Source organism: Chitinophaga filiformis, assembly GCF_021646545.1.
Lineage (GTDB): Bacteria > Bacteroidota > Bacteroidia > Chitinophagales > Chitinophagaceae > Chitinophaga > Chitinophaga filiformis_A.
The window spans coordinates 393,892-413,515 of sequence record NZ_JAKIRP010000003.1; the positions used below are offsets into that span (position 1 = coordinate 393,892).

Sequence of the window (19,624 nt, forward strand, 5' to 3'; positions counted from 1 at the left end):
TTATTTAGAGACCTACTTTTAGTGATAGAGTGAATTGCTTTTGTATAGGCTGGGCTACACCACCTGTGTTGAAGAACTCGGGGTCCTGTCCTCTCAGTTTCTTGTCTGAATAGATCAGCCATGGGTTAATAGCCGCACCGGTCAGTGTGACATTGTTAAGCGCGGTTCTTTTCAACAGCGTAGCGGGCAACTGCCAGGTGAGTGATACTGTTTTCAGACGGATCATATCTCCTTTTGCCACTCTCGCGGTGGAGTAGTTGTAATTGTTGTAAGGATAAGCGCCGCCCAGCATTACCTGCTCCAGTCCGTCGAGGATGGATGGCGTCTGTGTTTCCTTCTCATCTCCCGGCATGATCCAGCGGTCATAGAACTCTTTCGGCATCGCATCCAGATCAGAATATGCTGTCTTGAAAGCAGGATACAGGCGGATCTTGTTACCCCACTGGTAAGTCACGAATATGTTCATGGACAAACCTTTGTAGCGGAAGGTGTTCGAGAATCCACCTGTTGCCGGAGGATCAACCGGTCCCTGGTATACCAGGTGAGATGTGTTCAGGTCCTGCAGGAATACGTCTTTGCTTGTATTACCATGCTGGTTCACAAACTGCGGCGTGCCTGTGTGTGGGTCCAGCCCTTTATATTCGAGAGAGAAAAGACCTCTTACGGGATAACCTTCTTTGTTGCCACCTTCTGCTACCACCAGGTCAAAGATCCTGGGGATGTTCTTGGCATTGGTGATCTTGTTGGTGTTGTAACCGAATGTTACATTGGTTTTCCAGCCCCAATCCTTCTTCTTGATCACATCACCACCTACCAGCACTTCCACACCTTTTGAGTTCATGTCGGCATAGTTGGCTGCTTTAAAAGTTTCACCACCGATACCGGAAGTTTTGATGATGCTGATCAGGTCAAAGCTTTTACGGCTGTACGCATCGATCGTGAAATTGAGCCTTCTGTTGAACAGTGTACCATCCAGACCGATATTGGTCGTGTATAGCTTTTCCCAGGTCAGGTCATCATTCTGCAGGTGAGCGATCTTGATCACTGACTCCACTTCATCGAGATGTGTTCTCTTGCTGTTAATTGTCTGGAATACGATGTTAGAGTTAGTAGCAGGTCCCATGCTGGCGGTCAGTCCGTAGCTGGCCCTGAGCGCCAGGTAATCTACCCAACCCAGGTCCTGAATGAAGGCTTCCCTGTCAACGTTCCAGGAAGCCGATACGCTCCAGGTGGGCAGCCAGCGTGCTGTGCTCGACCTTCCCAGTCTGTTGGAGCCATCATAGCGGGTCGTACCTGTCAGGTTATATTTATTGTTGTAAGCATAGGTAGCAGTGGCGTAGAAGGCAGCAAAGCGGTCATAGTCCTTGCTCATGCCGTAGTAAGGAAAACTGCTCTCGATAGTTTGCTTCAGGATCCGGTAGTCTGTAAAAGGTACACCGCCATTATTGTACTGGTAACCGTAACCGGTGTTGGATGAATTCTGGCGGTCTGCATATTTTACCTGCTGTCCTATCATGGCTGTCAGGCTGTGACGATCGCCGATAGTAGCATTATAGTTTAAGCTGTTGCGGAAGTCGAAGTTGATGAGCTGATCTTCTGTGCGGTTGTAGAAACCACCATAAGGCAGCACGATGACCGGTAATGCGTCCGGATTGGCAGGATCGCGGTAAAGGAACTTATTGTTCTCTGCGATGGTGGCATTGTCGGCAGCGCGATAAGCATTGGCCATGTTACTGTTCTCGGTGATCTGGTGTTCACGGGAAGACTTTACATAGCGCAGGGCGCCTACAAATTCATAACGTAAGTTCTTAGCCAACTTCCAGGAGAAGTCGCCCTGGAGACGGAGGTCCATCATACTCAGGTTCAGGTAATTGTTGGCCGATTCATTGATGATATTGAAGGGCGCATAATTCCTCCTGAAATATTCCAGTTCACCATGCTCGTCGTAGGCTGTTAAGGTACGGCTGGTATTCAGGGCATAGCTGAATGGATTGATGTCAAAATCGCGGTCATACTGGCCTTCTACCGGGTTGCTGGTACGGGTGAGTGCACCGGGCGCTCTTTGCTGACGTGCAGAACCGAGTACAGAGAAACCTGTGCTGACCCTGTCAGAGAGCTTATAGTTGTTACGGAAATTGAGTGTGTAACGGCTTACTTTATCGGCAACGGTCCAGCCATTATCATGGTAATAGCTGGTTGAGAAGTAAGACTGACTTTTATCTGTACCGGAAGATATGCTGAGGGAATGTTCCTGGATAAAGCTGGTCTTAAAGAGAATATCAAACCAGTCTGTATTGGCGGAAGCGTATCGCAGCAGGAACTGACGTTTGGCAGCGGGTGTATTTTCCAGCGGGAAATTTCCGTTGTCATCCGCATTCAGCATTTCATACATCTTACCATACACGCCTATATCTCCACGGGAGAGAATATCGGAAGTGAGCATGCCCTTCCGCTCCAGCTCTGCCAGTACTGACATCTGCTGGGCGGAGTTCATGATATTATAATTGCTATAGTTAGGCTTCAGCTGTGTGCTGTAGTTGCCGCTGTAGGTAACAACCGGTTTAGCGCCGGCGCGTCCTTTTTTGGTCGTGATCACCACTACACCGTTCATGGCGCGTGCACCATACAGTGCGGTAGCTGCCGCATCCTTGAGGATGTCGAAGCTTTCGATATCGTTCGGGTTCAGGCCCGCCACTGCAGAGCCGAGCAAGGTGGTAGGGTCGCCGCTGGACAGCTGGTCGTTAGAGATATTCACTACATCTTCCAGCACCACGTTATCTACTACCCACAATGGTTTGTTATCGCCATTGATAGAGGTAGCGCCACGTACGCGGATCTTCGGAGCGGTACCGAATGTGCTGGACACGTTCTGAATGGCTACACCGGCCACACGCCCTTCCAGCATGCGGCTTACATCTGCCATACCGTCAATCTTCGCTTCATCCATTTTAATACGGGCGGAGGCGCCGGTGAATTTGCTCTTATCGATATCCTGGAAACCTGTTACCACTACTTCCTGCAGTTTGGTTGTTTTCTCCTGCAGCTGTACATTGATGACACCACTCTTATAAGCTGCAACACTTATTTCCTGCTGCTGGTAACCGGTAAGGTTAAATACCAGTATAGCGTCGGCCGGAACGTTCTTCAGTTCGAAAGCACCTTTATCATTGGTGGTGGTACCACGGGTAGTGCCTTTAATGAGGATGGCTACGCCGGGCAGGGCTTCATTCTTAGGAGACATCACTGTACCTTTTACGTCCTGTGTGCGCTGGCTTACCTGCCGGTCGTTTTCCGGAACGGTCAGGTTGTCCATTTTTTTTTCAACGGGCCGGATCACGATGCGGTCATAAAGGACCGTATAGGATAGTGACAAGGGCTTCAGCAATTTCTTCAACAGATCGCCCACTTTTTCATTGCGTGCGCTGACATCTACTTTGTTGGCTACTATTATCTTGTTGCCTGCATAGATGAAAGATACTTCTGCGAGGTTTCCGATCTTGTCCAGTGCTTCTTTCAATAACACATTCTTCAATTCCAGTGATATCTTTTTGTCGAGGGCATCCTGTATTCCTGAAGCAGCTGCCGGCACTGTGATGGTTTGTAGCAACACGAGTAGTGCGAGCGTTATCAGGTGAAGGGATAGGGTCGCCTTTTTGAGCATCGGTTATGATTTGATTTTGGTTCAGTTCGGGAAATAGAGATCCCATTACCGGTCCTTGCGAGACCAGGGCAATAGGGCACCAGCTGCGGTGCAGTACATGTTTTTTTACTGAGTTAACTTTATAGGATATAGTTAACCGGATGGCGTTCTTTCCTGAGTCGTCATAAGTCGATTTAGTTTGGTTGTGTGCAATATTTATAAACTGGTCAAAAACAAGCTGGCTAGCATACTTTGGGTATGCTCAGTACATTTACTTAAGGTATCAGGCAGGTTAACTGTTAGTTGTGTCTTTTTGTCTAATGACAGTTACCTCCGGCAATTACATAGCCGTTTCCATTTTTATCCTTATTGATTTTGGCGTTCAGCGACACTGCGATCAGATCGAGTGCCTTCTCCAGGTCATCCACAATGTTTACATCTCCGTAAAATGCACAGTGTTGTATCCTTCCGTCTACTTTAATTTCTATATTGTAATACCTTTCCAGGTCGTTTACTACTTTTATTATTTCCTCTCCATCGTAAATAAACCGTCCCTGCTGCTTCTGCGAATAAAACCTTGCATCGTCGGTGGCGTCAGACATTTCCAGCAAATGCGTGTTACTGTTATATACCGCTCTTTTGTTGGCAGTGAGGATCACCTCTTTATCTTTCTGATCTTCTTCTCCTTTTGCTTCAACCTGTACCATGCCTGTCAGTACTACTACTCTTGCCTCTGTTACGTTCTTTGCTTCCATATTAAAGGAAGTACCCAGTACTTTAGTGCTGATCAGCGATGAAGCAACTATAAAAGGGAGTTTATCATCTTTTTGTACTTTGAACAGCGCTTCTCCTGTAAGCGTTACATTACGTTCTTTTCTTCCATAGTTGCCGGTATACTTCAAAGTTGTTCCCGGTTCCAGGTAAGCGACCGAACCATCAGGCAATGTCACTGTTTTCCGTTGTGTCCCGGATGTAACTGAAAGCTGTTTTACGGGTTTTCTGAGCAGGCCCAGGATGCCTGCCCCTGCTATCAGGATAATGATAGCAGCAACGGCTACTTTCCAGCGACTGAAGCTGATCCTTCTCACAACAGGTTCCGGTTGCCTGCGGGCGCTGATGCGCTGATGGATCTTTTCCAGTATACGCTCTGAGTGTTCTCTTTCCAGGACAGGATCTGTGTTGAGCAGGTCAGCATCATAAGCTTCTGCTGCAACTTCCTGCAGGTCTGTAAGATCGTTTTCATTCAAATACTGCAGCAGCCAATCCCGGTCTTCCTGTTTCCACTCCTTTTGATGCAACAGTTGCTTGAGGTATTCCTTCCTGTTCTGCACTATTTTGATGATTATTTACCCTAAATACGGCGACCCACAGGATGTGGGTGGGTGCGTTTACGAGAAATATTACATATTCTTATTTATAATGTGTCTTACTCTACTCTGGTTGGTTTCTCCATATATATTTAATTATATAACGGTCCTGCCACTGGTTCTATGGCATTTACATTCTCTGTCAATGACAGTCCATTATGGTTTACGAACTAATTTTTCATGAACAGCAGGAGCAGCAGCACATATTTGTGTTCCTTGTTCTTCTGTACGTACTCATTGATCCGGGTCATCGCTATAGATAAATGTTCCTTAACGGTGTTCCTTGAAATTTTCAGTTCTTCCGCTACTTCATCGTATGTTTTGCCTTCGAGTTTACATAAAGTAACAATCTTCTGTTTCTTGGGAGAAAGCTGGGAAATGGCATCTTCCAGTAAACGATATTGTTCTTCATAGGCAGCCGGATTGTCCTCCCAATTGCTGCCTTCAATATTCAGGTTATATAATTCTTTGTGAAAAGTATGTTCGCGCAGTTTCTTCCGGACGTAGTCCACCGAGAGGTTAAAGCTGATCACAAACAACCATCCGGCAACGGATTGGCCGGCATTAATGTCCTTTCTCTTTTCCCACAGGCGGGCATAGACTTCCTGCAAAATATCTTCTGTTGCAATGGGTTCCTTAACAAACTTGAAAATATTTCGATAGACTGCCTGGTGATATTTCCAGTACAGGGCATCAAAGGCGCTTACATCATCTTCTATTAATCTTACTACTAACTCGGCATCTTGTGTATTCATATCACGTCGTTTATATAATTCGTACTTCCCAATACAAATTATACGGCAGTTTTAATGGCTCCGGGTTTTCATTACAATGTTAAATCTCCATCTTTTCGACATATAAAATAGTAACAATTCTTTTTATTATGCACTATTTTATAACAAAAAATTAAATTAAAAGTATTTGGAATGTATTTACTACTGTAGAAAAGGGGAAAACAAAAAAAGCAAAAAACAGGAGTTACCACATTTAGTAGGTGGTAATCCTGTTTTTTGCTTTTTTACACAATCCCGGCAAGCAGGAAAGTCACTATTGCTTGATGATCTTCCTTATTTCAGTATCCTTACCGTTGAAGATCTTAATCAGGTATACGCCTTTGCTTACGCCTGAGAGGTCTATCTTCTCACCGTTCACAATACGTTTGGCCGGCAGTACTGTTTTACCATCCAGCGCAAACACAGTTACGTACAGGAATCCTTCCTTCGTAGTGGCGGTAGTTCTCACCACTACATCATTTACAAACGGATTCGGCAGTACGTTCAGGGTAGTACCCAATTTGCTTTCAGCTGCTGCTGAACTTACCTTCTCGATATACTGCAGTGCACCAGTAGTACGTGCTGCTGCTTTAGCGGTAGAAGGCTGGATCACGATGGAAGAAGTCCAGTCGTTGAGGTTCAGCGGTGCGCCATTGAGCGACAGGTCTACCAGGCAGGAGAAGTCTCCTCTGAACAGGTATGCCTCGCCACCGAAGTTATCATCCTTGTAGAGGATCGCTTCATAACCGCCGGCTACCTTCAGGGAAGAGATATCATCGTTCACTACACCTCTTGCCTGCAGCTGCGATAATGTATAGCTACCTACCGGTAATGCAACAGCGTAACCACCATAGTTACAATCTTTGTAAACGGTAGCTGCTGTTGTTGCAGAAGAAGCGATGGTACCGGTAATAGCATAGCTACCCAGGGAACCATAGTTGGAATAACCGGTATTGGCCGGATTCAGATAACCTGTGCCCGTTACAGATACGTAATAGGTACCTGCGCCCACTGTTGTACTGATAGATGCAGACAAACCTGTCGGGTTGCCGGTAGCCACTACGCCGCCGCTGCTGTTATATAAGGTAGCGAGGATATCCAGGTTAGGATGACGGGTAGGTGTTGCAAAGTTCAGCGACACTGCACCACCACCGGTAGTAAAGCTGTAAAAATCCACATCACCGGTACGCTCGATCACACCGTTGGTATTTACTGTGCCACCGCTCACATTCAATACAGCTGCGGCACCGGTAGATCCACCTGCATCATCTGTTCTGTAACCAACACCATAAGTGCTGCTGGCAATCTTTGCCAGGTCGTCTTCCAGCTGGTTGGCACTGGTGTACTCACCTTTACTCCACTGTACGATTGGCTCATAATAACCTACACCCATGATAGGCGCCCAGTCGCCATGACCTGCATAGTAACCTTCTGAAGGGCTGGTACGGCCGTCGTGACCAAGACCGAAAGTATGACCTACTTCATGAGAGGCTGCATCACCAGCGCCTTTTACGCCACCATTGAATACCCAGCAAGGAGTTTCATTACCCCAGTTGAAAGAACCCACGTAGGCAACACCACCAGCTCCGGGAGCAGCAGTATTGGTCGGTGTGAAGATGCAACGCATTCTCCTGTTGGCAGGATATGTATTGTACACGGCTTCACTGTTGGTCACATTCAGTCTGAAAGGACGGAAATCTTCACTCACCAGCTCCCACACTTCCTGCTGCTGCGCTTCTGTCAGTGTTGTAGGCGCTGCATTGATAGGATTACCGTTGTTCCATAATGTACCTGATACGTACTGCCCGTCAAAGTCCAGCAATACCACACCATTCGCTCCCGGAAGACTTTGCAGCTCCGGCAGGGCCAGAGCGCCCAGCACACTGGTATTGGCAGGTGCTATCCTTCCGGCGGTTTCTCCATCTGGTGCTTTGTTATAATCAATACATAAAAGCGAATCGAGGTGTACCTCTTTTACATAGGCCGTGCCTGTTTTATCTGTATAATATTTGTAACCTTTTTTGCTGCTGCGCAGGATGATATTTCCTGTTACCTCTCCATCCTTTACCTGCAGGTAGAAGGAAGAACCTGGTGTGTTCTCTATCTCACCGATCACGGCTTCCATGTTTTTACCATCTGTATGGCGGGCGTTCACTTTACCTGTCAGGACAGCACCTGCGCCTATTTTCAATTCTGTAGCGCTTACCAGTCTTGCATGTGGCTTTTGTGCCTGCGAGCGGATATCCTGCAGGATACCGGCAGGACTGCCCAGACGATAAGGCTCTTTTTGTTGTGCGTTTGTAATGGAAGCCGCCAGCAATGCCAGTGACGTTCCTGCTATATATTTTAACATTTTGCTCATAGGGTAAACTGTTTTACGTTTTTTAATAAAGGATGTGGTTTACAATTTGGTGATGCGGAACCAGTTAATGTTCCATCCACCGGATTGGGCGAAGATGCCGAAGTTGTAAGTACCGGCGTTGATAGTAACGTTGTGTGAAACGGTGGTCCAGTTCTGCCATCCCCCTGTGGAAGGAATGTCAACGTAACCGAGCACGTTAGCGCCAGCATTTACATCGAGCGACAAACGGCCGCCGCCATTCTGGCTGGCTACACGGTATTCTACCCTGTAAGTGCCGGTAGTAGGAATAGTAACAGCGGGATACGCCATCCAGTCGCCTGTTTCAATGTACCCTACGTTTGAACCGCCACCTGCATCAGTGGTAGCTTCCACCTGTACACCAGACATAGCGCTGTAAGACTCTGCCTGGATGGTAGTGGAGAAGCCCGGATTGGTGCCGCCACCGTTCTGGTATACTCTTACATAATCCACATACATTTTAGCCGGCAACGCACCATTGTTCACGGTAAAGCCAGGCCAGTTACCACCGATCGCAAAGTTGAGCAGGATAAAGAAATCGCGATGGAACTCTTCTGTACTGCCTACATTGTTGGCAATGTTGATCACGTTGTACTGTACGCCGTCTACAAACCATTTAATGGCATTGGCATCCCACTCAACGGTATAGACATGGTACCCGGTCACATTCACCGGCGTAGTGCTTCCATAGGAAGCATGGAGGCCATTGGTGCCTGTCCAGTGTACAGTTCCATTTACTTCTGCATTTGTGTTCACATGTTCCATGATATCTATTTCTCCGCAGGACGGCCATCCGATCTGGGCGATGTTGCTACCCAGCATCCAGAATGCAGGCCATGAGCCCTGGAAAGAAGGTATGGCAATACGTGCCTCTATCTTGCCGTATGTCCATGATTTTCTGCCCTGGGTTTTCATACGGGCAGAGGTGTAGTTCATGCCACCAAAGCTCTCCTGTTTGGCAGTGATCACAAGCTGGCCATTTTCAATTGAAGCGTTTTCCTGACGATAGTACTGTAATTCATTGTTGCCCCATCCGCCGGAACCGGTACCGGTTTCGAATACCCAATCGGGGCCTATACTGTTCGTAAATTCGTCCTGCCAGACCAGCTGCCAGTTCTGGGCTGATGCGGCGCTCCCTGCAAGCGCCAGACCAGCGGTTAACATGAGGGACAATTTTAGTGATCTCATCATAAAAGGGTTTTGTTTTTAAATGGTTAATAAAAGGGACTGTGTAAAAAGGGAAACACTCTCTGCCGGAGACTACAGTTTATATTATCTCTTCACGAATTTCTGGGTCACTTTCTTATCACCTTTCGTATATACCAGCAGGTATGTACCGGAAGGAAGACCATCTACGCTGATGTTGCTGACACCACCTTTGGCGTTCAGCACCTGTTTACCGTTCAGGTCATAGATAGTGATAATACCACCTGGCTGGTTAAAGTCACCTTTCAGGTTCAGTGAAGTAGCAACCGGGTTCGGATATAATAAAGGCGCTTTTTCAGCCACTTTATTTTCGAATACCACGTCTTTCGGATTTGTTGCAGCTACAGTAGCAGCAGCAGCAGTAGATACTTTTGTAATACGGAACCAGTTAATGTTCCAGCCACCTGCCTGTGCATAGATCCCTACAGAATAAGTACCTGCAGTAGCCACATTCACGTTGTGTGAAATAGTGGTCCAGGTCTGCCATCCACCGGTAGCAGGTACGTTCAGGTAACCCAGTACAATAGAACCTGAATTAAGGTCGAGTGATAACTGACCACCAGTGCTCTGGCTGGCTACCCTGTACTCTACCTTGTAAGTACCGGAAGTCGGGAAGTTAATGCTGGAATATGCCATCCAGTCGCCGGTTTCGATGTAACCTACGTTAGATCCACCACCTTCATCGGTGCAGGCTTCCGTTTGTACACCTGACATAGAACTATAGCTTTCTGCCTGGATCACTGAACCGGGCTGAGGATTCGTACCACCACCACGGTCAATTTTCACCTGGTAGATAGCACTCAGCAGCGAGTTAGCGTTGTTAACATCCTGAGACAGTTCCCACATCATGATACCACCGCCCTGATCGAATGCCAGGTTGGTTTTAGCTTTGATGGTAGGAATACCATTGTAATAGTCACTTCCGAAATAATCGGAATTTGGGCTGGCGCCCTGTGACAACAATGTTGCATAGCTGTTCCATGATGGACGGGCATAGAAAGGCACACCTAATATAGCTTTTGCCTTAGGCAGACCCCTGCCAACCCAGTAAGACAGCGACTGAGATGCATAATTGTAGGTAGAGTGTTCGTAATTATTATAATCATAAGCCATGAGGTTAAGGAAATCAACTACATTGAATACTCCGTTCAGGATGCTGGCGCCACCGGTACCAACAACTGCTGCTGTCAGCAGTTTTCCCTGGTTGTGAAGCGCAGTTGACAACTGCTGCATCAATAACAGGTAGTTATTTGCAGATGCACCAGCGTCCGGATATTCCCAGTCGATGTCCACACCATCCAGCCCGTATTGGTTTACGAAACTCATCATGGTATTAACGAAATTGGTACGATAGGTGGCATTTGCAGCAAGTGCTTCAAACGCGCCATCGTTACCATTGTTCCAACCACCCACTGCTATCAGCACTTTCACGCCATTGGCATGAGCGCTGCTAACCAGGCTGGATAATTTGGAAGGATTTTCGATGGCCTGGAGGCCACCTGTAGAAGTTGGTAATGCGAAAGAGTAGTTAATGTGCGTCAGTTTGCTGTACTGAATGGCACTCACACTGCCCGACCAGGAAGGCATATAGCCTACTACCTTGAATTGGGCAAATGTCTGTACGGAGATAAACGCACCTGCTGCCAGCAGCAGACACGCCTTGATCCATTTCGTTGTTTTCATGCTTTGTGTTTTGAGGGATAAAAAATAAGCCGGTCATGAACCGTGCATGCCATATTACAAGTTCCACTATTGCCTCCGGACAGAGATGTGTTTCCCTTTATACGCTCATGTACAAGAAGTGTAAAGCAGAACTTGTAATCAGGATATATTTCAAATGGTTATTGCTTAATAAACTGCCGGGACACCTTGTTGCCGCTCCTGTTAAATACAAGCGTATATACGCCCGGCCGCAGCCTGGAAAGATCCAGCCTGTTATTGGTATTCCTGAACGAGAGGACCGCTCTTCCTGTCATGTCAAATACCTGCATGAATACGCCGGTTAGGTCCTCATCTGCGGCCAGTATCAACTGACTGTTCGCAGGATTAGGATAAAGGATAAATCCTTTTACTAACGGCGCCGAAGGAATGCTGGTCTTCTGTACTGCATTATCAGCAGTTCGTGCACCGGAACCGGCACGGATGATCAGGGAGCTTGCCAGGTCGTTCCAGCCTTCATCTACGAGGCAGTCATTACTGGCTGTAAGCGCGAGGGAATTGCCACCAAAGTTATCGTTTACGTAGAGGCGTGTACTATATCCGCTGTTTACATTTACTGATGAAATTTCATCGTTCCTGATGCCAAAGGAAAGCAGTCTGGCAAGAGTATAATCGCCTGTCGGCAAACTGATTGCCAGTCCGCCGTAATTGCAATCCCTGTAAAACGTAGCAGCAGCCGTATTGAGGGTACCACCGCCAAATACGTTCCTGATAGCGGTTGCATAAGCTGCGGTTTGTGTACTGTTATCAATATCATCATACAGCCACATAAAACCGCCCTTGATACGTGCACTGCACGTATTCTTCCAGGTGGTCAGCTGGCTTTGTACCTGTGCGGTTGTTTTCTCTGCATCCCACAAACCGGCATACACCGGTATTGTACCGAAGTTCCAGTTGCAGGGAGAATTGTTGCGGCCACCGGAATAACACTGGAGGTCTATCCTGTCAACCGTTCCGGGGCGCTGGTTATTGGTATTGGTAGCTACGCTTGTCCAGAAACCGGAATTGGTATAGGGCACCAGGCTGACTTTAAAACCCAGATTGCCCAGCATGACTGCCAGCGCGGTAGCCGAACTTACGTCGTACGCACTTTCATCATCAAAGCCTATCGCATCCACCATCGGGAAGGTATTCCGCAATGCATGGAAGTTACGGTACAGGATACTGCTGCTACCTGTACCCTGCGCAGCAATGAGATTTTTTATGTTGGTAAAGGTAGAAGATCCCCAGGCGCTGAGACAGAACTCCAGCCTGTTGATGGTAGTGGGCGCAGACTTCAGCCGCGCCATGTCATCCACAAAATTGGGATAGGAACTGCCCCCAACATAGGCGCCATTCTGCACCAGGGGGAATTCAGCATTGAAGTTAAAGTTGCCGCTGGCATCAATGTGAATGGTCCACACCACTACATAGGTGTATCCTGAATTTCTCAGTTCATTGATAGCATAACTGCGGTTCTTGTAAATGGGGCCGCCTCCGTAAATACCTGATTGCGCCAGCACCGTTAGGTGGCCGGCTGCAATCAGGACAGGAATAATAAAGCTCTTAATACATAAATGTGTAAAATTTTTAATCATACCTATGGAATTTTAGCATCAGCGATAAATTATTTCGAGGGAAGTGAAGGGGCCTTATGGCCGGCTCCACAGAAAGAGCACTTAAAGAATTACAGTATTGGAAGGTGTAAAAAGCAGCATACAGACTCTCGTTTTAATGATATGGTTGATAGAAAAATCAGTAATTAAAAGTTAAGAATCAGGAACTAAGAATGACATTCTCAGTTCCTGATTCTCTGACTTCTAAATTACCTCTTACAGGCGCACTACTTTCGCAGTACCCTTACGACCGCTCTTCAGATGACTTGTTTTCAGTATCCAGGAACCTGCTGGTACCTGAGAAACATCCAGATCAACTGTTTGCTGGCCTTTGGATGCCGCGATGTATTGTTTGCGGATCACGGCACTTCCACCGGTGCTCCACAGTTCGATCAGTACTTTCTCGCCTGCTGCAGCGTTGAACTGTACTTTCAGTGTAGTACCTGTCAGCGGGTTAGGGAATACTAGTACTTTCTCATTTACAACATTGTCAGGCGCAGGAGATACGGCTGCTACGGTTGCAGCACTTGCTCCGCATGCACCCAGTGGTTTCCACCACCAGTCAGCTGTACCAGGAGTTACGTTATACAGTCCGTTGGACAGGCTTTCATACAGGTTACCATTGTATACCACTTTATCGCCCATGTTGTACACGGCAGGATATGGCTGGTAAGTTGGCACACCTGCACAGTTACCGGTGTTGCCACCGCCTACTGTGATAGTTACTGTACCGCTGGTAGTTGAAGCGTTGCCATTGTCGGTAGCCTTAGCAGTGATGCTGTAAGAACCGGCTGCAACATTGCTCCAGGTGTAAGAATAAGGACTTACAGTAGCTTCGCCCAGTTTAGTGCTGCCGTTGAAGAATTCAACTTTAGACACGGTACCGTCAGCATCTGAAGCAGTAGCCTGGATGGTTACTGTAGCAGGAGCTGTAAATGTAGCACCGCTGGCAGGAGAAGTGATGCTTACAGCAGGAGCCTGGTTGCCAGGATTAGTACCGCCGCAATCACTTACATATGCCCAAACCTGACCGGCGCCGCTGTGGGTATCAGGTTGGTCGCCCTGTGTCCACCAGTTGGCCTTATAGATCTTACCGTTGTAAACTGCCTGCATGTTAGCAGTGTAAACAGCGGTAGCTGACCAGGCAGCAATACCGTCGCAGGTATTGCCACCTGTGCCGTTTACTGTAACTGATACTGCAGATGATGTGGCAACAGCACCGCCATTATCAGTAGCAACAGCAGTAAGGCTATAAGTGCCTGCTGTTACGTTAGTCCATGTATAGGTATAGGGAGCACTAGTGGCCTGACCTAATCTGGTCGCGCCATTATAGAATTCAACTTTAGAAACAGTACCATCAGCATCAGATGCACTTGCAGTGATAGTGATGGAAGCCGGTGCAGTGAAAGCAGCGCCTGCAGCCGGAGAAGTGATGCTCACTACCGGAGACTGGTTGCCCGGAGTAGAACCGAAGAAATAAGGATAGTAGTTGGCAGCAAACTCGCTGTTGTTCACTTTATCCCAGTTTACAGACCATGTCATGATACCACGCAGACCGGGATAACCAGCTGCTTTACGCAGGGTGTATCCACCACCGTATGATTGCCCTTTGGTCAGATAGTTAAGTGCTTTCTTTACTTCGGCAGGAGCAGTATAACCACTACCAGCAGCACCAGGAGCAGCAGGCAGACCGAATGCTACCTGATCTTCACGCAGTGCAGGGAAAGTCTGGCTGGTACCTGATACAGGGAAGCCCTGTAACAGCATCTCAGTCATAGATACGATGAAGTCAGCTGTTGCTGAGTTGTATACCTTGTTGTCCAGGCCCATTACAGAACCGGTATTGTACAGCTGCGGCTGTATCCAGGACAGTTCGTTACGCAGACCATAGATGATAGGCAGATAAGCACCTACCAGCGGAGAATAGGTAGCGCCGTAAGCTGTCTGTACATAGTAAGTTTCAGGCGCCATTGTCAGCAGACAGGTTTTACCCTGTGCCTGACGGTAAGCAACGATCTCTTTCACGGCTGCGATCAGGTTCACTACTTTAGGCGTAGTTGGCGCCATAAAGTTGTTATCGCCATTGTTCAGCTGCAAAGAGGTACCACCTTCGATGTCGATGTCAAAACCATCGAAGTTGTAAGTATCCAGCAGGTTTTTCATGCTGGTAACAAAAGACTGTTTATTGGCAGTGGTATTCAGCATGAGCGTACCAGTCTCACCACCCAGTGACAGTAACACTTTCCTACCCTGTGACTGCAGCGTAGCGATATCAGCTTTGAAATCTGCCACGGTTGTTCCTTCCGGAGTGAAGCTTACAGTAGAATAGTCGCTGCCGGTAGTACCGAAAGCTACTTCTATCACGTTGAAACGGCTGTCTACATCGCGTAAGCGGATATAAGGAGCAGAAGCGAGGTTCCAGTTATGCCAGTAACCTACCACTACTTTACCGCCGGGAGGAGGAGGATCAACAGTACCTGATTTTACGGTAACTGATACTGCAGATGAAGTGGTAACAGCGCCTGCATTGTCAGTCGCTACAGCAGTGATGCTATAAGTACCTGCAGCTACATTGCTCCAGGAAATGCTGTATGGAGCAGCAGTAGCGGTACCCAGACTGGTAGCGCCGTTGAAGAACTGAACTTTGGCAATGCTGCCATCGCTGTCTGTAGCATTAGCGCTGACAGTGATGCTTGCAGGTGCAGTGAATGATGCATTTGCAGTTGGTGCAGTCAGGTTCACTGATGGTGGCTGGTTGGTCGGAGTGCTGCCATCAGCAAATACAGCATTGATCTTATTTACAAGCGGAGAAGTAGTGTTAGGACAATAGATAAGCTTGCCCTTAGCAACGGTACTGCTGGTCATGTTCAGCATGTCTCCGTATACCTGCCAGATAATAACACCTGCCAGTCCATTGTCCTTGATATATTTAGCTTTCTCTCCTACTGAACGTTCGTTGTCGTAGCTCAGGAAATAATTGCCTTTTGTTTTGTAAGGTACTTTTGCAACATCATCCCAGCCTTCAGTCCAGCCAGAACTTGTTTGCTGCAGAATGTAACTGTAGTTAGGTGTACCATCCCACAGGTCTTTCGCCCAGTTGGTATAGTCAGCGCAGGTCTGGATAGGACCATCCGGTTGTACAGTCTCAGCACGTTTGGTAGTAGCAGCATTCAGTGCAGCCGCACCGCTGGTTACTACACCACGGCCATAGAAAGGAGCACCGATGTTCACTTTAGACATGTTTACGCCCAGGGCTTTCAGCGCTTTCACAGTAGCATCTACGGAGAAGTTGCTGTATTCTGCACCCGGATAGTCGTACAGTGGAGCGTTGTGACCAGCTTTATTAGACCATCCGCCATTGTAGTCGTAGGTCATCATGTTGTAATAATTCATTGAATTATTCAGACGAGACCAGTTGAAACCCTGCAGTTTGGCAGGAGAAGCGGCGAATGCAGCTGTGATCAGTTTATTCGGACCAATAGCGGCTCTTACTGCTTCTACCAGCGTTGCAAAGTTGTTATAGTCGGCAGTGCTGTATCTTTCAATGTTCATACCTGGATCGTTAGGATATTCCCAGTCGAAGTCGATACCGTCAAAGCCCATGTTGATCAGGTCAACGCAATTGGCCACAAACTTAGCCCGTTTGGTAGCGTCGGCAGCCATTTCAGGGTAGTGTTTACACATACTCCAGCCACCGATGGAAGCCATTACTTTTACACCTTTGGAATGAGCCAGGTCGAGTACGCCCTGTGCACCACCCTGTTTAGGAACAGATAAAGGGAAAGCGCCGGTTTTGCCGGTGTTAACGTTTTTCCAGCCGCTGCCTTCATTACGGTATCCCAGGGTATAGGCATAACTGCCTTCAGAGATATAATATAATGGAGCATCCAGCTCACCATATAGCAGGAACATATCCCAGCTGCTGTAAATGTCCTCATTTACGAGCGCACCGGGTTCCTGTACAGCGCCCACCTGGTAAATATTTTTGTTGCGGAAGTCCCCACTGTGCAAGGAACCGTCTTTCGCTACACCGAAGAAGGAGAAGTTAAGGATGGTGTACTGCGAATAATCCACGTTCAGTTGGTTATAACCTCCTTTGGGCACGATGCCAGCCACGTCTTTCCAGGCATCCCATTGGGTGATATATCCTATCACCTGTTTGTTGTGGTTCTTTGTCGTTGCGGGCACCTGCGGACTTACCTGCGCCATGAGGGGGGATATGCCCAGCATGAGGAGCAGTACCAGCAAGGCATGTCTTACGCGATGGTATGACAATGCGCTACGAAAGGTAGAATTTACTTTCATTTATAACGGTTTTTTTGAGACGATATGGAACTACTGGTTTATTTCTGCTTACAATAATCCAAGCCACAGGTTGTTGTTACGTCAGGTTGCTCTTTAAGTAAGTATGTGCAGATATAAGACCGGTCTTCACAGGCAAATGGTATTTTAAGGCGTATGGTTAATACAAAAAACTCTTTAGTTCGCTCTTTTCCAGACTCTCTATAAAGGTGTCGTACCTAACGTGGTATGGTACCATCCCAAAAATAATTTTTTTTGTTATATGCAAAACGCCCTCCCGGTATTGTACCGGGAGGGCGTTCCTTTATTCTGGTAGTACGATCTTACTTGTGAATGATTTTCAACATGGTACGTCTTGCGCGCATGTACTGTTCATCCGTACAAGGTGCACCTTTACCGCATGGATCTTCGGGATCTTTACCGATATTCTCGTAGTAAAGTCTGTTTGAAGCTACACCTTTTCTTACCAGGTAGTCAATTACTGCGTAGCAACGTAAAGCAGAGAGGTCCTTATTATAGGCGTCAGAACCACGGCTATCGGTGTAGGAACGTATCTGCAGTTTCCAGTCAGGGTACTGGTTCAGCACCACGGCAACCCTATCCAGCAGGTTCCTTGACTTAGTGGTCAGGATAGCACTGTTATAGTCGTAGTAGAACTCCATATTCTCCATTTTGTTCTGGATAGCATGGTCCATTTCTGACATTTCAATATCCTGTCTGGTTTGTTGCGGCTGTGCAACGGCTACAGTTTCGATCTTCTCAGCTGGTTTTTCTGCAACTGGTTCTGGTTCGTATTCTGATTTTGGCTCGTTTACAGGTACTGGAGGAGCTACCACAGGCGTCTTCACTGGTTTGCCGGTTCCTGGTTTAACAGGAGGTGTACGCTTGACAGGCGTTTTTACCGGTTCTTTAACCGGCTCGCTCGCAGGTTCGTTTTTAGCTACCAGTGGTTCTGAAACCGGGTGCTGTGTAGTACTAACTGTAGATGGAATATCTATCGGAGCACTTACAGGCTGTTTCGGAGAGTGTACCACTGGTTCGTCAGCAGGTTTTGCCGGAGTTGTAGTAGTAGCCACTGTTCCCGGTAAGCTGATCGGCGCAGTTACAGTTTGTCTCGGAGATACCACCACCGGTTCATCCGGTTTAGGCGTTGCCACCCCTGTTGATTCTGCCACCTGTGGTTTATCAGCAGGCTTGTTCTGTGCCAGTATAACCGGGTTTGGATTTGATCCCGGCTCCGGATCTTTATAAGGCTGGATACCCTGGTCGTTGTTGAACCTTTCTGTGAAGTGAGTATCCATGAAACGGTAGATATCGTCACTACCACCGCCGCCGGGACGGTTGGAAGAGAAGTAACCTTCATACATATTCGCCTTCATGATGAAACCCAGATCATCGCCACCGGAGTTGAACGGATAGCGCAGGTTCTGCAGGCGATGCCATTCAGTTCCCTTACCGGCTACACGGAAGATGTCAAAACCTCCCATACCCGGATGACCTTTACTGGAGAAGTACAACATGTCTTCTTCATTATAGGTCGGGAATGCTTCATCGAAAGGAGTGTTGATGATCGGACCGCAGTTCTTAGGTTTACCCCATCTGCCGTTCTTCTGTTTTTCACTGAACCAGATGTCCATTTTACCCTGACCGCCTTTTCTGTTGGAAGCAAAGTACATGGTCCTGCCATCGCGGCTGAGGGCAACGTGCCCGGTAGAAGCACCGTTGGAGTTGATCTCTTTCAGTGGTTCGAGTGGTCTCCACTCATCACCTGATTTCACAGACCAGAACACCATCATTGTACGTTCACCATTTACAGGACCGCGTTTCTTACGGTTGGCGATATCCTGCTGCCATGAGTTCAGTGTTACATAGATGGTATCTTCCCTGGCGTTAAAACATACAGGTCCGATGTGATAAGGTACCAGGGCTAATAATTGCGGCACTACTTCTTCAACGAAAGTATTGGCCACGCCCTGTGAATATTGTTTAAAGATATATGCCTTGTAATAGGGCTGATTGGTACGTGTATCAATTTTGGGATTCTTCTCAGGCAACAGGTTCATGGTCATTTTACGGTAGCCGTTGGATACCAGGAGGAGACCCTGCCTTGTTACACCGCTTACGTAATCCGAGCCGGAAGAACTCAGTTCCTTGATGTTCTCCATCGCCATGTCGAGACGGTTGGTCTTCCATGCGATAGCACTGTCACAGCCAGCCATCATAGCGTTCGCCAGGCGGACACTATCTGGCTTTGAACTTTTAAATTTGGCTATCTGTTGTTTTGCTTCAACATATTTACCTGCACTTTTTAATATTTCTCCATATTGCAGATGTGCCACTGGCGGACAATCCGGACGTTGATCCATTTTCTCATACCAGAAGGCAGCGTCTTCATACTGGCCAATTTCACGGTTACAGAGAGCTATACGTTCCAGGAGATCAATAGAAGTTTTGGTTTTCTTCTTTGCAATGATCCTGCCATACAGGGACCCTGCAACAGCATACTCCTGTCTTTCAAAAGCCTCATCAGCCCTTACCCGCACGCTTTTCTGCTCCTGGCCAAACAGCATCACCGGAACCATCAGAGTGGTGCATAATAATATCGCGTAACAACGTAGCATATCGAGATTTGATGATCTTTT

The 19,624-nt window shown here is 47.5% G+C and carries 9 protein-coding genes; all 9 read right to left on the minus strand.

Features of this window, described 5'->3' with window-relative positions; all coding sequences use genetic code 11:
* Window positions 1-4: 4 nt before the first annotated feature.
* The 9 genes from L3C95_RS11310 to L3C95_RS11360 all read right to left on the minus strand — a co-directional run bounded on the left by L3C95_RS11310 (window position 5) and on the right by L3C95_RS11360 (window position 19,603).
* Window positions 5-3,661 carry a SusC/RagA family TonB-linked outer membrane protein gene (locus L3C95_RS11310; protein WP_236386112.1) on the minus strand — a complete coding sequence of 1,219 codons (3,657 nt, stop codon included), beginning with the start codon at window positions 3,659-3,661 and terminating at the stop codon, window positions 5-7.
* A gap of 296 nt (window positions 3,662-3,957) precedes the next feature.
* Entirely contained in the window at window positions 3,958-4,971 is a 1,014-nt protein-coding gene (locus L3C95_RS11315) for a FecR family protein (RefSeq protein WP_236386110.1), read from the minus strand.
* 206 nt (window positions 4,972-5,177) lie between these two features.
* The gene (locus tag L3C95_RS11320; protein ID WP_236386108.1) at window positions 5,178-5,762 is read right to left on the minus strand and encodes an RNA polymerase sigma factor; all 585 of its coding nucleotides are present in this window, start codon (window positions 5,760-5,762) and stop codon (window positions 5,178-5,180) included.
* A gap of 292 nt (window positions 5,763-6,054) precedes the next feature.
* Window positions 6,055-8,142, minus strand: coding sequence for a T9SS type A sorting domain-containing protein (locus tag L3C95_RS11325; protein ID WP_236386106.1), 2,088 nt, complete (start codon window positions 8,140-8,142; stop codon window positions 6,055-6,057).
* A 39-nt stretch (window positions 8,143-8,181) separates the two neighbouring features.
* Window positions 8,182-9,351, minus strand: coding sequence for a carbohydrate-binding protein (locus L3C95_RS11330; RefSeq protein ID WP_236386104.1), 1,170 nt, complete (start codon window positions 9,349-9,351; stop codon window positions 8,182-8,184).
* Between the two features lie 81 nt (window positions 9,352-9,432).
* On the minus strand, window positions 9,433-11,049 hold the full coding sequence (locus tag L3C95_RS11335) for a glycosyl hydrolase family 18 protein (protein WP_236386103.1): 1,617 nt from the start codon (window positions 11,047-11,049) through the stop codon (window positions 9,433-9,435).
* A gap of 158 nt (window positions 11,050-11,207) precedes the next feature.
* Window positions 11,208-12,662 carry a T9SS type A sorting domain-containing protein gene (locus tag L3C95_RS11340; RefSeq protein ID WP_236386102.1) on the minus strand — a complete coding sequence of 485 codons (1,455 nt, stop codon included), beginning with the start codon at window positions 12,660-12,662 and terminating at the stop codon, window positions 11,208-11,210.
* Window positions 12,663-12,896: 234 nt separating this feature from the next.
* On the minus strand, window positions 12,897-16,985 hold the full coding sequence (locus L3C95_RS11355) for a glycosyl hydrolase family 18 protein (protein WP_317207684.1): 4,089 nt from the start codon (window positions 16,983-16,985) through the stop codon (window positions 12,897-12,899).
* 320 nt (window positions 16,986-17,305) lie between these two features.
* Window positions 17,306-19,603: an OmpA family protein gene (locus tag L3C95_RS11360; RefSeq protein ID WP_236386101.1), complete on the minus strand. Its 2,298-nt coding sequence runs from the start codon at window positions 19,601-19,603 to the stop codon at window positions 17,306-17,308.
* Window positions 19,604-19,624: the final 21 nt, after the last annotated feature.